Consider the following 14,699-nt stretch of genomic DNA (forward strand, 5'->3'; position numbering starts at 1 on the left):
TCTATACTCTTAAAATCTAACAATAGAATCTGAGAGTTTTATGGCTGATAACAGCACGTTAGTGCTTATATTGGCGCAGTTCCTCGCCGTTGTTGTGGTTGCCGCGGTCTTTTTGGGGCTGATGCTATGGCGAGTTCGCCAGCGCTACCGGCGGCTGTTGAGCGTCTATGCCAGCTTAAAACATCAGGCCGGTCACGAGCATGACGCGCACGAGCAACCTCACCCAGACGATGGCGCCGCACCGATAAAGAGTATCGATTGGCCCAGCTTGGAAGCCGACTCCCTCGAGCGCTACAAAAAATTCTCCGAGAAAAGTTTAGGCGACTACGCCGCCGACGATCCTTTTAGCGCGCGCATCGCCTCTATCCGTTATCACTATCTGCAAGCCGAGCGCCAAGCCGAGGCGCAAGCCACCGAGCACGGGCGCTGGCAGCTTATCGAAAAAGCCCTCTCGAAACTTGTGAGCGATGTTGTCAGTAGCGGCAAGTCGCTCGAGGCGCACGACCCGGACAAAGTCTCACTGCTGCGCGAACGCATGAAAACCCTGCAGCATGTCGAGCAAGACAACGCCGAGCTGCGCGGACAAAACCAGCGCTATGGCGCTGAGATTAAAAAGCTGCGTCAGTACTATCGGCGGTATCGTGCATTAATGGCCGATGCCGGGGGCCCCAAGGTGGCCGAGAGTGCCGAGGCGCAAGCTCGTGCTAAAGCGCGCAATATCACGGCGGCCCACGACGAGCAGCGCCAAGTGGTCGATGAAATGCACGATCATATTAACCGTGAGCCTCATAAAACCGTTTATAAAAATCGCGACGGTGTACACGAGAGTGTTGATGAACTGCGCACCGGCGTACAGGACTACGATAAAAGTTTGGCACAGTTGCACGAGTCGCTACACAAACACACCGAGCTCGACAAGCTTACGGTGATTGATAGCTTGCGCAGTAATAATCATCGCCAGCGCAACACCATTGCCAGTTTGCACCACGAGCTAAGCGAACTGCGCCATTCGCTTGATAGCGAATCCGGCGATAAAAAGGGCCAGACGGACGCGCTGGAGCGCATGTTGAGCGAGTGTGAAAACTGTATTGCGACACTCGAGAGCGAAGTGGCTTACTTACAAGAGGCGTTAGATAACAGCGCCACCGCTCCGCTGGCAGAGCCAAGTGCGCCGCCCGAGCCCACCAACGCGCTGGCGGAAACCTTGCTGGCGTTTTCGCTTGCTGTGGTTGAAAAGAACAGCCCCGACGACGTGTTAATGTTGGTGGCCGATACCTTGGTGCAATTAAACCTACCTTATTTGGCGGCGGTGGTGTTTGAGGGTGAAGCGGCTTTCTCCGGCTCGGCCAACCTCGATAACCCGACTTTGCGACAAAAGCTAACAGATATTGCCGATGTGCAACTGCAAGAGCACAGTGCCGAGGGATTGTTTTTTGCGCGCCCGTGTTTGCAGGTGTTTATCCCCGAGCAGGCCCTGGCGGATGTCGAGCTGCAGGAGTTGATACGGGTGTTGGATGTGATGCACTCATTGGTTATGTTGCAGCTAGAGCAACACACGGCGCTCGAGCGGCTGACGGAGCATCACCTCGAGGTCGTACAACTCGGGCAAAAAATACGCGCTGGTGTGACCAATATTGATATTCAATACGCCTATCAAACTGAAGAGGTAAAGCGTATTACCGGCAATTTGGTGGTGGAGATAAAGCAACTTTTGTTGGGCTTGGATACCGACGAAGAAATGCGTGATGTGTTTAGCAATGTCATCAATGAAGCGCAGCAACGGTTTGACTTACTGCACGAGGCGGGCTCGATTATCGATAATGAGTTTACTCGCTTGTCGGACTCGCTGGATGAATTAGAACAGCAGTGACACCGCGAGGCGTCACTGCTTACTCTTTAAGGCCGCTACTTTAAAACAACACGCGACAGCGGATAGTGCCCTCAATGTTACGCAATTGCTCTAGTGCCGTCTCGCTGTAAGGCGAGTGAACATCCAACACCACATAACCTACCGTCTCGTTGGTTTGCAAGTACTGCGACGAGATGTTGATGTCGTTATCCGAGAACACGCGGTTAATAGCAGACAGTACACCCGGGACGTTGGCGTGCACGTGCAGCAAACGGTGCGCGTCCGGGTGCTCGGGCAGTGCCACCTCGGGAAAGTTGACCGAGCTGGTGGTGGTACCGTTGTCGGAATATTTAACCAGTTTCTCGGCCACTTCTACGCCGATATTCTCTTGCGCCTCGACGGTGGAGCCGCCGATGTGCGGGGTGAGAATCACGTTGTCCAAACCGCGCAGCGGGCTGACAAATTCGTCATCGTTACCTTTGGGCTCAACCGGAAACACATCGATAGCCGCACCGGCAATGTGCTTGTTTTTAACGGCGGTGGCGAGCGAGTCGATATCGATGACCGTGCCGCGCGAGGCGTTAATTAAGTAGGCGCCTTTTTTCATTAGGCCCAGCTCGCGCTCGCCAATCATGTTTTTGGTGGCGCCGGTTTCGGGTACGTGTAAGCTGACAATATCGGCGGTTTGCAGCAGTTCATCCAGCGAGCGAACCTGGCTGGCGTTGCCCAGCGGCAACTTGGTCACCACGTCGTAAAACTTCACCTTCATGCCCAGTGATTCGGCCAGTACACTGGTTTGGCTGCCGATGGAGCCGTAGCCAATTAAGCCTAGGGTTTTGCCGCGAATCTCGTAAGAGCCAAGCGCCGATTTTAACCAGCCGCCGCGATGGCAAACGATGTTTTTCTCGGGGATGCCGCGCAGCATCAAAATCGCCTCGGCGATCACCAGCTCGGCCACCGAGCGGGTGTTGGAGAAAGGCGCGTTAAACACCGCAACGCCGTGCTCCTGTGCCGCCTGTAAATCCACCTGATTGGTGCCGATACAAAAGCAACCGGCGGCGATCAGCTTGGGGGCGTTATCAAACACGCGGCGGGTCAGTTGGGTGCGCGAGCGCAGGCCGACAAAGTGAGCGTCTTTGATCTTCTCGATCAGCTCGTCCTCTGACAGTGCGGTTTTCAGGTATTCGATGTTTTCGTAGCCTGCCGCGTGCAGCGTTTCGACGGCGGACTGGTGCACGCCCTCTAGTAGTAAGAACTTGATTTTGCTCTTATCCAGTGACTTCTTGCCCATAAAACAAAGACCTCAACTCGCGCGTTGTCAGAGAATGAAAAGTGGGGGGGTAGGTTGTTCTGGCCGGCGCCGCCGTCAGAGCCGCGAATGATAGCATAAATAGCCCGCCGGGCCAGCGGCTAAGGCGCAATCTGGGCGCGTTAGCGCGGGCGAATATCGCTTACTTCGATGGCAAAGGCGTTATTCAGCGAGTGGTAGTGCCACTGCACATCAAGGTCGAACAGGGCCATGGCGTAGCGGCGCGACGGATCTGGGGTTTGGTATTGCGGCCGCGGGTCTTGCGCCAGCAGCTGGGTGAGCAGTGCGGCCAGCGGCGTGTTTAACCGCTGGCTGTGGTGTTGGCACTGGGCAGTGGCGTTTGCGCTAAAGGTTACCGCGAGCGTGGCTGGGGCCTCGGGCGCGACTGGGTTGACGGCGTTGGGCAGTGAGTCGGTATAGGGCACGTAAGGCTTAACGTCCACAATGGGGGTGCCGTCCAGCAAGTCGTGGCCGCTGATGGCCAGTGTTGCTGTGGCGCCGGTGATGATCACCTGATCGAGTTTAACCACCGACAAACCGATGGGGTTGGGCCGCACCGGCGAGCGGGTGGCAAATACCCCGAGGGTTTTATTGCCGCCCAAGCGCGGCGGGCGCACCCGCGGGCGAAACCCACTGGCGCGGTTGGCGTGAAATACAAACTGCAGCCACAGGTGCGAGCAGCCCGCCAGCCCGACAAACGCTTGGGCGTCGTTGTAGGGTGGGTGAAACTCAAGGGTGGCGCTCGCCGCTGGTACTAAGCCGCTTTGGCGGGGAATGCCAAACTTGTCGGTAAAGCAGGAGCGGACCACGGCGATAGGTTCAAACTCAAACATGGTGCATATCTATTGGCTGGTAAAGCCGCCATAGTACCCGATTGCCGCGCGCCTTACAGGCTGATCTGCCGGGTCGAGTCCAGCGTTTGGTGGGCTAGGGTGCTTTGATCGTTCGCGCTCTCGGCCAAGCGGGCAATGGATGCGTCGGCGTGTTCGACCATCGCCATGGCGCCAGCGAGGGTATCGCGCATGTGTTGCGCCCGCTGGCACTCTTGCTCCGAGCGCGCCGCGGCGTTGGCAATGACGGTCTCGAGCCGCACGACGGTTTGCTCGATGCTTGCCAGCGACTGCTCGGCAGCGCTGGACGACTCTACGCAGCGCACCGCACCGGCTTGCTCGGCGGCGAGCCCCGCGGCGGTAGAGCCGACCGTGTCGCGCAAGCGATCAATTAACTGTTGGATCTCGCCGGTGGCGTCATGGGTGTTGGCCGATAATCGGCGTACCTCATCGGCCACCACAGCAAAACCACGGCCGTGCTCGCCAGCGCGGGCGGCCTCGATGGCGGCGTTTAATGCGAGCAGGTTGGTTTGCTCCGCGACCCCTTTAATGGTGTCTACCACGGCGACTATATCGTCGGCGGCGTGGGTCAGCGCCTGCATGCTGTTATCGGATCGTGCAATTTGCTTTTGCAAGCCGCCAATTTGCACGGCCACCTCGGCCATTTGTTGTTTGCCCTCATGGGCGACTTTGTTGGCCTGTTGCACCTCTGTGGTGGTGCTGCCAAGCTCTTTGCTCATGGCTTCCAGCGCCTCTTGTACTTGCGTTAGTGCCGTGTCGACGCTGCTCATCTCTCGCCGCTGGTTAATGGCATCGCTGCGGCAGCTGGCGCTTATGGCGGCGTTGCTCCCGGCGGTGTGGGCCGACTGCTCGGTGGCCTCGATAACATTGGCAAAAGTGCCGCGTAGGGTGCTAAACAGGGTGTTAAGGCTGCGGCCAATGTCGCCGACTTCGTCGCTGCGGTGGCTGGCAAACTGTGCGGCTAAATTGCGTTTGGCGGCGGCGGATTCAATCTCCTGCGCTAAGCGCGCCAATGGTCTGCCTAAATAGCGGGCGTAAGCCACGGCCGCCACCATGGCTAAAGCGATTAAGACAATCGCAGCCACGGCGATACTCAGAATAACCTGCGTGCGCAAATGCCCCAGTGCGGCAAATACCTCGGCGGGATTTTGCTGCACGATAAGCGCGTAATCTTGTCCGCCAATCGCGACCGGCTGCCAGGCGCTGTAGACCTTGTGGTTGAGGTAGTCTTGGGCAAAGCCCACGCCAGAATCCCCGGCCAGTGCTTGGCGTACCGGGTGACTGTCCAGCTGCAGCCAGCCGGCGGCGCTGCCGGTATCTTGGGCGCGTGCGGGGTGTTGTAATCGGCCCGTATCGGCGAGCGCGCGCAACAAGGTATGGGTGCCTTCGGCCGGCGGGCGCAAATCGGTAAGCAGTGTACCGTCGGGTCCAGCTAGATAGACATCGCCAGTGTCACCCAGGCCCATTTCGCGCCAATCTTGGTTATTGCTCAGCAGCGCGCTTAGCTGACGGGCGGGAACTTCAGCAATTACATAGCCGGTTGCCCGCTCTGGGCTGTGGGCTTGGTGGTAAACGCTAACGCCTAGGTAAAATACCTGATCCCCGCCATTAAAGGCGGCGTGTTCAAAACCCGAAATCGCAAGTTCTTGGGGGTGTTGTTTTAGTGTCTGGCTCACTGCTGCCAGTTGTGAGCTTTGGAAGGGGCCGCGCGTTAGCGAGGTGCCAAGCTCCGGCCCTTTACTCACAGAATAAATAACTCGTTGGCGGCCGCTGTCTACCAGTAATAAATCGCTAAAGCCAAAACGTTCGACGATATCGCGAAAACTTGAATGATATTTGCGGTGTTGTTGTCCATAAATGGTAGCGTCCGAGCGATCTTCCATCGCGGTAAGTTGATCGGGCCAGCCCGGGTTGGTTTGCAGGTAGTAATGTTGTAAAAGCTGCGCCTCAAAGCTCATGCTGGCGAGCCACTCGGCAACGGGCGGCTTAACGTCACTTTGGCGGTGTACGTGGGGTAGGTATTGTTGTTGGTACCATGTGTTTAGGTCAGCGGCTAAAGCGTCTTTATCGACAGTGCCCACTTCGTAGCGGAAAGAGTCAAACGGGCGGACAAAACCGTATACCGCATCCTGTGTCATACGGCCATGAGCGAGCGAGCTTAGCAGGTCGCGATAGCTGTCAAGTTTGGCATCAATGGCAGCGGCACGGCCGCGTGCTACGGCGTGAAATTGATTTTTTAAGCTGGTCTCGATGGCGCTGCTGGATTCTTTTAGCGCTAGCCAACCGGTTGTCCCCGCCGAGCCTATAACGGCAATGGCGGTTAGGGCGATGGCGCCAAGAGTAAGCCGTGTGGAAATTTTCACAGTAGTGCCTCCGGTGATTGACGCAACAACATAAGTTTGAGTTGTGACATTTTTGTGACTAAATGGCGCCTATTTTGTTATTTACTTGTCGCGGTGACAGCCGTTTGGCACTGTTAGTTGGGCGGGAGTTTGAGCATCAATAAACGACAAGATAATGGCGTCATTTGTGGCGTTTTGTATACTGAGCACGAAGGTGATGATGCGCGTTATTACGATAAATGTGAGAGGAAGAAGGTAATGTTGGATTGGGTTCGTTACGCCTGTGTTGGGTGTTTATGCGTTAGCACAGCTGCCTTGGCCGAGGTGAGTGAGATTATCGACTATACCTATTATGAGCTGGACGAGGCGGGTGCCAGTCAACCCTTAAAAGAGCAGCTCGATGCCGCGACGCCTATCCTGCGCGATGGGCGTAAGCTCCACGGCGATACTCGCTGGAATCTTGACTGGAGCTTTAGCACCGAAGCGCTAGAGGATAAAACCTGCAAAATCAGCGATATTGATATTAATTTAGACGCGTTGATTCGGCTGCCGGAGCTGGGCTACGAGGATGCCGAGCGGCAGGCGGAATTTAACCGCTACGCCGAGGCGTTACAGCGCCACCAAATTGGTCATTACATTATTGCGATTCAGGCGGCCAATAAAATTGATGTGCGCTTAACCTATATGGAGCCCGCCGAGAGTTGTGAGGTGGCGCGTACACAGGCCGAGGCCATGGCAGTCGCCATTGAGAAAGAGCACCGTGAAAAAGAAATCGCCTTTGACAAACAAACTCGCTTTGGCGCCGAGCAAGGGGTCAGTTTTGCCGATCCCAAGGCTGCGCCGGATGGCGCCTCTCCACAGGGTGATGCGGCTCAGTTAGAGGACTAAGCCCGAGATAAAAAAGCCGCACGGATTACTCGGTGCGGCTTTTTAGCGTTGCTGTGTTGATGATTAATTAATGTTGTTGGTAGTACTCGTTAAGAATATACCAGGCTTGTTTTTTAACACCCTTATCAGATACCAAACCTTTGCGGTTCCAAAAATCCTGAATGTTGGTGAGTGGCCGGCGCGGAGAGCGAAAGTCTTTTAAAATCCACGGCGTCATGCCCCGCAAAAAACTCATATTGTCGATCATTGTTAAGTTGTGGCGGTACACGTCGGCTTGATATTCCTCACTCCAGCGCTGCTCGGCATCGGCGTGGTAACCGGCTAAGGCGCCGCCGCCAAACTCACTCATAATGACTGGCTTATTGTAGTCCGAGTGCCATTTAATACCGGCGCACTCGGCAGGCTTTTTGCCGTACCAGCCGCAGTAGTTATTAATGCCGATAACATCGACTACCTCCGATAACGGATCGTCAATATGCTTGCCTTCATCGGTTTCGCTGGAGGTGTCGAGCGCGGCGGTAATCAACCGGGTATCGTCAAGCTCGCGAGCTTTGTTGGCAAGCTTGGTGATAAAGCCCAGGCGCGCGTCGGATTTTGGGGTTTCGTTGGCCATCGACCACAAAATCACCGAAGCACGGTTTTTATCGCGGCTAATCATCTCGGTGAGTTGATTTTCGGCGTTGGCGTACACGTCGTCGCGCTCAAACAGTACCGTCCAATACACTGGAATCTCAGACCACACCAGTAGCCCCATCTCGTCGGCCATACGTACCATGTGCTCGTTGTGCGGGTAGTGGGCTAAGCGCACAAAGTTAACGCCTAAATCTTTGGCCATGGTTAGCAGTTGGCGGGCGTCCTCTTTGCTCCAGGCGCGGCCAGGGTGTAGCGCAGACTCTTCGTGAATGCTGATGCCTTTCAGAAAAATTGGCTCGCCGTTTAGCAAAATATCCTCGTCTTTTACCGCAATCTGGCGAAAGCCGATACGATCGCTAATGGTGCGATCGTTATAGCGGATGTTAACCTCATAAAGCGTAGGCTCAGCCGTACTCCAAAGGTTTGGCTTGGCTTTAATGCTAAAGCTCTGGCGGAGCTCGTCGCTAAATTTTAACGTGTGTTTAATATCCAGCGCTGGAATCTCAAGGGTGACTTTGGCGTTTTTATCTCCGGTGCCGAGTTCAACCCAGCCGGTAATGGTGCGGTTATCGCCGTCTGCTAAATGAACCGTGTAATCGCTAATATATTGCTTGGGTAGCGTGAGCAGTTTGACGGAGCGGGTCAGGCCGCCGTAGTTCCACCAGTCGGTATTAACCGTGGGTACTTGCTCGCGTTCGCGGCCGTTATCGACTTTGACGATGACAAAATTATCGCCGTCTTTTACAACGTCGGTTACGTCAAACTCAAAGGGAGTAAAACCGCCAATATGAGTGCCGACTTTTTCGCCGTTAACATACACTACCGCCTCATAGTTGGCGGCGCCAAAGTGCAGAATATAGCGCTCGTTGCGAGATTTATCGAGGCTAAAATCCCGCTGGTACCAAACGGTTCCCTCGTAAAAAAATAGCTCGTCTTGTTGCGTGTTCCAGTCGCCCGGTACGTTAAGCGTGGCGGCACTGGCAAAGTCGTATTCAATTAAATCACTGGGGTGTTTTACTTGGGCGTTTTTAAAATAACCGTCGCGGGTGTGCTCTTGGTAACGGTGATTGTAAAAACCGTTCTCGTAAGGGTCGACAATATAATGCCACGGGCCGTCGAGGTCGATGTGGGCGCGAGCGTCGCTGTTTTGTATAAGGTTGCCAGCATAGCTGCTAGAACAAAATATAATAGCGGCGAACGTTAGGCCGCGGGTAAGGATTGATAACATGGCGTTGTCCCTGATGGTGTTGTTATGTCGTTGTTGCGCGTTCAGGTATGCTGGCTTGTGGCTGGGCGCCAGTCATTTTGTCTAGGCATTGTAGAAAGCGCCCGTGGGGCGCTCAATGGAGAAATTGTAAGTAAGTGAAAAGTTGCGGCGCCTAAATGGCCTTGAGTTTTAGTCGCGATCCTGACTGAGCCAGGCAAGCGCTTCGGCCGGGTCGTCAAAGTCTTCCATCTCGCCGGCGATAAACCAGCTGCCTACTTTGCCGGCGACATCGGCCCAGCGCTGATCGCCGACAATCGCAACGCGTTTAAACGCTTTGCGGTGTTTGGCGCCTAATATAAAGTCATCCCACGCGGCGCGCAGCTCCCAGCCCTCTAGCTCACGGATATCCACATAAGCCACCAGCTCGGGGTCTTCGAGCCCTTCCAGGGCATTGTCTAGTAACGGTGTGATTTTTTGGTAGTCTTCGTGGGTGAGTTTGCCCGAGACCTTCAGCGATAAGAAAAAGTCGTTATCGATACGCTCAATACCGATTTGCAAACCGTGTCGTTTCATCGTGCGCTCCTTAGTGTTTGGTGCAAGGCGCCTCGGCAACTTCGGCGCAACCTCGTGGCAATGGCTGCTGCACTGCTTTCGCTTCCTGCTGTCGGGCACGAGTCCAAAGCGTTGCGCGGTTAGGCGCCATTAAGGCTGAAATTTTGCGTGCGCTCACAGTATAGTCACTTTGCCAGATTGCGGCACAGGGTTGTACATATGAAAAACCATATGTAGTATGGCGGTCAGATTGGTGAGGTATAAATGAATCCGGTAGCGTTTTACAAGTGTTTGGCCGAGCCGACTCGGTTGCAGTGCCTGTTGTTAATCGAGCAGTTGGGCGAACTGTGCGTCTGCGAGCTGACCACGGCCACTAACTTGAGCCAGCCAAAGGTATCGCGGCATTTGGCGCAGTTGCGCGAGTGCGGTTTGCTGCTAAGCACTAAGAGGGGCCAGTGGGTCTATTATCGGCTGGTGCCCACGCTGCCCCAATGGATTACACAGGTCTTGGCGCAAACGTTAGCGGGCAATACCGCCTGGCTACAAGAGCCGTTATCACGCTTAAAAAATATGCCTGATCGGCCGCCGTGTTGCCCTTAACGCCATGGCTCGGTCTCGTCTTTTAGGTCTCATTATTTTTAACTGTTTATATATGAAATTCCATATGTTTAGGAGCAAAGCATGAAGATCTTGTTTGTCTGTACCCACAACGCCTGCCGCAGTGTGCTGGCAGAGGTTGTCGCCCGCGATTTAGGTAACGGCCGAATCCAAAGCGCCAGCGCTGGCAGCGCGCCTGCCGGGCGTATTCACCCGCTTACGCTTAATTTTTTACGGGGCAAAGGAGTAGCCACCGATGGGCTGAGCAGCCAGGGCATGGACGAGTTTGAGAGCTTTGCGCCAGACTTGGTGATTACCGTGTGTGATCGCGCGGCGGGCGAGTCGTGCCCGCTGTGGATGGGCGATACCGCCAAAGCCCACTGGGGCTTGCCTGACCCTTCACACACCGAGGGCGGCCCGGTTGCCGTGGCCACCGCTTTTGATAATGTCTACCAACTGATTAGCAAGCGAGTTGAAAAGATGCTGGCCGAGCCGCTGGAGTCCATGTCGCCTGACGAGTTGCAGAGCCTGGCTAACCGCGTGGCGGAGCAGGTGCCGGCATGATGAGTGATTTACCCAATATTGACCCAGAGGCGTTTGCCGCTATCGAGGCGGTTCGTTTGGGTAACCCGGATGCGCGAGCGCCAAAAATTTTATTGCTCTACGGCTCGTTGCGCGAGCGCTCTTACAGCCGCTTAGTGGTCGAGGAGGCCGAGCGCTTGCTTAAGGCCTACGGCGCCGAAACGCGTATTTTTAACCCGGCGGGCTTACCGCTGCCCGATGGCGCCGAGGCCGATCACCCCAAGGTGGTCGAGCTGCGCGAGCTGGCCAGTTGGTGCGATGGCATGGTGTGGTGTTCACCCGAGCGGCACGGCTCTATGAGTGGCATTATGAAAGCGCAAATCGATTGGATTCCGCTCAGTATTGGCGCGGTGCGCCCCACCCAAGGTAAAACCTTAGCGGTGATGCAGGTGTGTGGAGGCTCGCAGTCGTTTAATGCGGTCAATCAGTTGCGCGTGCTGGGCCGCTGGATGCGCATGTTGACCATCCCCAATCAGTCATCGGTGGCCAAAGCCTTTTTAGAGTTCGACGAGGACGGCCGCATGAAGCCGTCGTCTTACTATCAACGTATTGTCGACGTGGTTGAAGAGTTGATGAAGTTTACTTATCTGGTACAGGGGCGGGAGTCGTACTTAGTCGACCGCTATTCCGAGCGGGTAGAGTCGGCGGCTGAGTTAAGCGCCCGGGTCAACCAAAAAAACATTTAGGAGCTTGTTATGGGTGCGTTTGAGCGGTGGCTATCGTTGTGGGTGGGGCTCGCGATTGTTACGGGTGTTGCCCTTGGCAGTGTCATGCCCGATGTGTTTGCCCAGGTAGCCGGCTGGGAGTGGGCCGGGGTAAACATACCCGTGGCCGTGCTGATTTGGCTGATGATTTACCCAATGATGGCGCAGGTGGATTTTGCCTCAATTAAGCAGGTGGGGGCTAACCCACGGGGGCTCGCGCTCACGCTGTTAATCAACTGGGCGATTAAGCCTTTTACCATGGCCGCCCTGGGGGTGCTGTTTTTTAAATACATTTTTGCCCCGTGGGTAGATCCGGCCACCGCTGAAGAATACATCGCCGGCATGATCTTACTGGGCGTGGCGCCGTGTACCGCCATGGTGTTTATCTGGAGTCAGCTGACCCGGGGTAACGCCAATTACACCTTGGTACAGGTGTCGGTTAACGACCTGATTATGGTGGTGGCCTTTGCGCCCATTGCTGGTTTGTTGTTGGGGGTGACCGACATCGAAGTGCCCTGGCAAACGCTGCTGGCCTCTGTGGTGCTCTATGTATTGCTGCCGCTGCTGGCGGGTATCATTACTCGCTACGGTATGTTTAAGCAAAACGCCGCCGGGCTCGAGCAGTTTTTGCTCCGGGTCAAGCCACTGTCGATTTTGGGTTTAATTGCCACGGTGGTTTTACTGTTTGGTTTTCAGGCGCCGCGCATTCTGGCGCAGCCAATGGCTATTGTGATGATCGCCATTCCGCTATTGATTCAAACCTACGGCATTTTTGCCCTGGCGTATTGGTGGGCCAAGCGCTGGCGCTTGAGTCACGACATCGCCGCCCCCGCCTGTATGATTGCTACCTCTAACTTTTTTGAGTTGGCGGTAGCGGTGGCTATCTCGCTGTTTGGCTTACATTCGGGCGCAGCGCTCGCCACGGTGGTGGGGGTGTTGGTCGAGGTGCCGGTGATGTTGTCGCTGGTGGCCATCGCCAATCGCACACGCCACTGGTTTTAGAGTCTCGTTAGCAAAAGTGGTTAAGCCTTGAGCAATTTAATCGCTCTTATTTTACAGTAAGAGCGATTAAGTTTGCGGTGGGTTAGTAGCCGCCAACCTCCAGCGCCTTTGTATTAATATTGCGCGCGCCCTCCTCATTGCCCTGAAATAAAACCTTCACAATCCTGTCACGCAACATTCATAAAACTCGTCAACTATAGGCGCCACATGAGCACTGAGCTCGGATTTGGCCTGCCACGATGTGTGTGCCTTTTCAGTCAGTCATGTCAGTCCGTTATGGAAACGAGCTAAGAATTTATCTGGCGTTAACAGGGGTTAGCGCCAGGCATACTTTGACAAACAATCCTTTGGGGAGCGTTGGAACTTATGAAGATCAAGACTCTGGTAAGCGTGAATGCACTGGCCGCTATGCTGGTTGCCTGTGGTGGCGGTGACATTAATCTGAATCCGTCGAGCAATGTAATTGACTCGAACAACACCACCAATAATATTACCAACGGTGGTGACAGCGGCGAAGTTCCAGATACCAACCCTTGTGCTTCTTACGAAAAAGATGGTCAAAGCCGTCAAGGTTCATTCGATGGTAGCAATTGTGTTTACGGCCCAACGTTTGTTAGTGACACAAACCCGCTGACCGTTGATTTGTTGATTCCCGCTCTGGAAAGCGGCATTCACATTTTTGAAGACAGCCTGTGGATTGGCGAAGACGTCGACAGCAGCGAAGCCGCCACCGGTGTGCGCATTCCGCAAGAAGGCGAAGGCTCTGAGTTGTCCATCGAAGCCGGCGCTAAAATCGCGTTCTCAGCCTCTACCGACTATGTCCGTATCGCCCGCGGCTCTACCATCGTTGCTGACGGTACGGCCGATGCTCCTATCATCTTCTCTGCGGTTACCGACTTACGTGATGGCGCAGCCACCGAGTCTGACCGCGGTTTGTGGGGCGGTGTGCAAATTAACGGTAACGGTATTACCAACAAGTGTACCGATGAGCAGCGCGCTGCGACCGACAACAATGTACACAGCTGTAATATTACGGCAGAGGGTCGTCCGGCGTCTTACGGTGGTAACAACAACGCCGAAAACTCTGGCATTTTGCGTTACGTGCAAATCAAACACGCCGGCTTTGAAGTGGTTGACGGCTCTGAGCTGAACGGTCTGACTTTGAACGCCGTAGGTTCTGGTACCACCATCGAATACGTACAAACTTACACCACACAAGACGATGGTTTTGAAATGTTTGGTGGTGCGGTTGATCTGAAAAACGTTGTTGCCACGAACGTGGGTGATGACTCGATCGACTTCTCTGAAGGTTGGGTCGGCAACGTACAGTTTGCGCTGGTTACCCACACTTCCGGCTCAAACCGTTGTATTGAAGCGGATAACACCGGTGGTGATCGTGCGGATGACCTGGAGCCTTTCACGAAAGGCCGCATTTCTAACATGACCTGTATCACCTCAAACGTAGATGAAGGTGAAGGTGATGACCCGTCCTCTAAAGGCGACTCAGAAGGTCCACTGTTCCGCGAAGGTGCACACTTTGAGTTGTACAACTCAATCGTAACCTCTAACGCCTCTGGTATGTCTTCTAACGAATGTTTTGAGTTGGATGACTCTGAAGGTCCGCAAACAATTTGGGCCGCTACCGAAGGCTGGTCTGTGGTTCACAGCACTTTGATTGCTTGTACTGAATCGACCAAAGCCGGTGTCGACCCTGCCAATGGCGCTTTCGATGTGGATAACTGGTTAGCCTCTGCCCCTAACAGCAATAACGTGGTGCTGGATGAAAACACTACCGGTGTATTGCCTGCCTCTGTGATCGACGGCTTAGACAGCAACCCACGCGCTTACATCACTGCTGCAAGCTTTACTGACGGCAATGGCGCCACTATCGATGTGCCTGTGTATGACGTCACCATGCTGGAAAACAACTTTGCAGCCGGTGCAGCGCCCGCTGTCGGTAGCGCTGGTACCAGCAACTTCTTTGAAGCGGTTGACTTCATCGGTGCAGTGAGCGCGAGCGACAACTGGGTAGCCGGCTGGACCGTAGGTTTGGATCAGTAAGCTGCAGGTTGGATCGAACGGCTAAGGCGCCTCTTATGGGGCGCCTTGCCACGACCGAATTCACCACAGAACAAAACCAGACAAGCTGTTAACGCTGTAACAGCCTAATCGTTTAAGACCCG

General features: G+C 54.8%; 12 protein-coding genes. 7 read left to right on the plus strand and 5 right to left on the minus strand.

Annotated features, from left to right (window positions below; all coding sequences use genetic code 11):
* The first annotated feature begins 40 nt into the window (after nt 1–40).
* Nucleotides 41–1,870 (plus strand): hypothetical protein, encoded by a 1,830-nt coding sequence (locus AACY82_RS10555; RefSeq protein WP_339616777.1) that lies wholly within the window; start codon nt 41–43, stop codon nt 1,868–1,870.
* A gap of 40 nt (nt 1,871–1,910) precedes the next feature.
* Here the strand turns inward: AACY82_RS10555 and serA are convergent, their stop codons facing one another.
* From serA to AACY82_RS10570, 3 genes are all read right to left on the minus strand, one after another.
* The gene (gene serA / locus AACY82_RS10560; RefSeq protein WP_339616778.1) at nt 1,911–3,140 is read right to left on the minus strand and encodes a phosphoglycerate dehydrogenase; all 1,230 of its coding nucleotides are present in this window, start codon (nt 3,138–3,140) and stop codon (nt 1,911–1,913) included.
* Between the two features lie 140 nt (nt 3,141–3,280).
* Nucleotides 3,281–3,991 carry a tRNA (N6-threonylcarbamoyladenosine(37)-N6)-methyltransferase TrmO gene (gene tsaA, locus AACY82_RS10565; RefSeq protein WP_339616779.1) on the minus strand — a complete coding sequence of 237 codons (711 nt, stop codon included), beginning with the start codon at nt 3,989–3,991 and terminating at the stop codon, nt 3,281–3,283.
* Nucleotides 3,992–4,044: 53 nt separating this feature from the next.
* Nucleotides 4,045–6,372: a methyl-accepting chemotaxis protein gene (locus AACY82_RS10570; RefSeq protein WP_339616780.1), complete on the minus strand. Its 2,328-nt coding sequence runs from the start codon at nt 6,370–6,372 to the stop codon at nt 4,045–4,047.
* Between the two features lie 237 nt (nt 6,373–6,609).
* On the opposite strand from AACY82_RS10570, the gene AACY82_RS10575 reads away from it, so the two are divergent.
* The gene (locus AACY82_RS10575) at nt 6,610–7,239 is read left to right on the plus strand and encodes a DUF922 domain-containing protein (protein WP_339616781.1); all 630 of its coding nucleotides are present in this window, start codon (nt 6,610–6,612) and stop codon (nt 7,237–7,239) included.
* Nucleotides 7,240–7,306: 67 nt separating this feature from the next.
* Here AACY82_RS10575 and AACY82_RS10580 read toward each other — a convergent pair whose 3' ends face one another.
* Together AACY82_RS10580 and AACY82_RS10585 are read right to left on the minus strand one after the other, a co-directional pair.
* Nucleotides 7,307–9,100: a glycoside hydrolase family 2 TIM barrel-domain containing protein gene (locus tag AACY82_RS10580; RefSeq protein ID WP_339616782.1), complete on the minus strand. Its 1,794-nt coding sequence runs from the start codon at nt 9,098–9,100 to the stop codon at nt 7,307–7,309.
* A gap of 168 nt (nt 9,101–9,268) precedes the next feature.
* A complete protein-coding gene (locus AACY82_RS10585) occupies nt 9,269–9,652 on the minus strand; it encodes an STAS/SEC14 domain-containing protein (protein ID WP_339616783.1) in 384 nt (127 codons plus the stop codon).
* A 243-nt stretch (nt 9,653–9,895) separates the two neighbouring features.
* On the opposite strand from AACY82_RS10585, the gene AACY82_RS10590 reads away from it, so the two are divergent.
* The 5 genes from AACY82_RS10590 (at nt 9,896) to AACY82_RS10610 (ending at nt 14,577) form a co-directional block, all read left to right on the plus strand.
* Nucleotides 9,896–10,231, plus strand: coding sequence for a metalloregulator ArsR/SmtB family transcription factor (locus AACY82_RS10590; RefSeq protein ID WP_339616784.1), 336 nt, complete (start codon nt 9,896–9,898; stop codon nt 10,229–10,231).
* An 81-nt stretch (nt 10,232–10,312) separates the two neighbouring features.
* A complete protein-coding gene (locus tag AACY82_RS10595) occupies nt 10,313–10,792 on the plus strand; it encodes an arsenate reductase ArsC (RefSeq protein WP_041521697.1) in 480 nt (159 codons plus the stop codon).
* A complete protein-coding gene (arsH, locus tag AACY82_RS10600) occupies nt 10,792–11,496 on the plus strand; it encodes an arsenical resistance protein ArsH (protein WP_041524282.1) in 705 nt (234 codons plus the stop codon). The genes AACY82_RS10595 and arsH overlap by 1 nt, the downstream gene beginning before the upstream one ends.
* A gap of 9 nt (nt 11,497–11,505) precedes the next feature.
* Nucleotides 11,506–12,516, plus strand: a complete 1,011-nt coding sequence (gene arsB, locus AACY82_RS10605) for an ACR3 family arsenite efflux transporter (protein ID WP_339616785.1) — start codon at nt 11,506–11,508, stop codon at nt 12,514–12,516.
* Between the two features lie 366 nt (nt 12,517–12,882).
* Nucleotides 12,883–14,577 (plus strand): hypothetical protein, encoded by a 1,695-nt coding sequence (locus AACY82_RS10610; RefSeq protein ID WP_339616786.1) that lies wholly within the window; start codon nt 12,883–12,885, stop codon nt 14,575–14,577.
* Nucleotides 14,578–14,699 lie beyond the last annotated feature (122 nt).

The sequence above is a fragment of the uncultured Gilvimarinus sp. genome, assembly GCF_963972205.1.
Taxonomy (GTDB): Bacteria; Pseudomonadota; Gammaproteobacteria; order Pseudomonadales; family Cellvibrionaceae; genus Gilvimarinus; species Gilvimarinus japonicus.

What these genes read in the sequence shown, in the direction of transcription:
- AACY82_RS10555 (WP_339616777.1), top strand. Translation starts at nt 41, where the DNA reads ATGGCTGATAACAGCACGTTAGTGCTTATATTGGCGCAGTTCCTCGCC.
- serA (WP_339616778.1), bottom strand. Translation starts at nt 3,140, where the DNA reads ATGGGCAAGAAGTCACTGGATAAGAGCAAAATCAAGTTCTTACTACTA.
- tsaA (WP_339616779.1), bottom strand. Translation starts at nt 3,991, where the DNA reads ATGTTTGAGTTTGAACCTATCGCCGTGGTCCGCTCCTGCTTTACCGAC.
- AACY82_RS10575 (WP_339616781.1), top strand. Translation starts at nt 6,610, where the DNA reads ATGTTGGATTGGGTTCGTTACGCCTGTGTTGGGTGTTTATGCGTTAGC.
- AACY82_RS10580 (WP_339616782.1), bottom strand. Translation starts at nt 9,100, where the DNA reads ATGTTATCAATCCTTACCCGCGGCCTAACGTTCGCCGCTATTATATTT.
- AACY82_RS10585 (WP_339616783.1), bottom strand. Translation starts at nt 9,652, where the DNA reads ATGAAACGACACGGTTTGCAAATCGGTATTGAGCGTATCGATAACGAC.
- AACY82_RS10590 (WP_339616784.1), top strand. Translation starts at nt 9,896, where the DNA reads ATGAATCCGGTAGCGTTTTACAAGTGTTTGGCCGAGCCGACTCGGTTG.
- AACY82_RS10595 (WP_041521697.1), top strand. Translation starts at nt 10,313, where the DNA reads ATGAAGATCTTGTTTGTCTGTACCCACAACGCCTGCCGCAGTGTGCTG.
- arsH (WP_041524282.1), top strand. Translation starts at nt 10,792, where the DNA reads ATGAGTGATTTACCCAATATTGACCCAGAGGCGTTTGCCGCTATCGAG.
- arsB (WP_339616785.1), top strand. Translation starts at nt 11,506, where the DNA reads ATGGGTGCGTTTGAGCGGTGGCTATCGTTGTGGGTGGGGCTCGCGATT.
- AACY82_RS10610 (WP_339616786.1), top strand. Translation starts at nt 12,883, where the DNA reads ATGAAGATCAAGACTCTGGTAAGCGTGAATGCACTGGCCGCTATGCTG.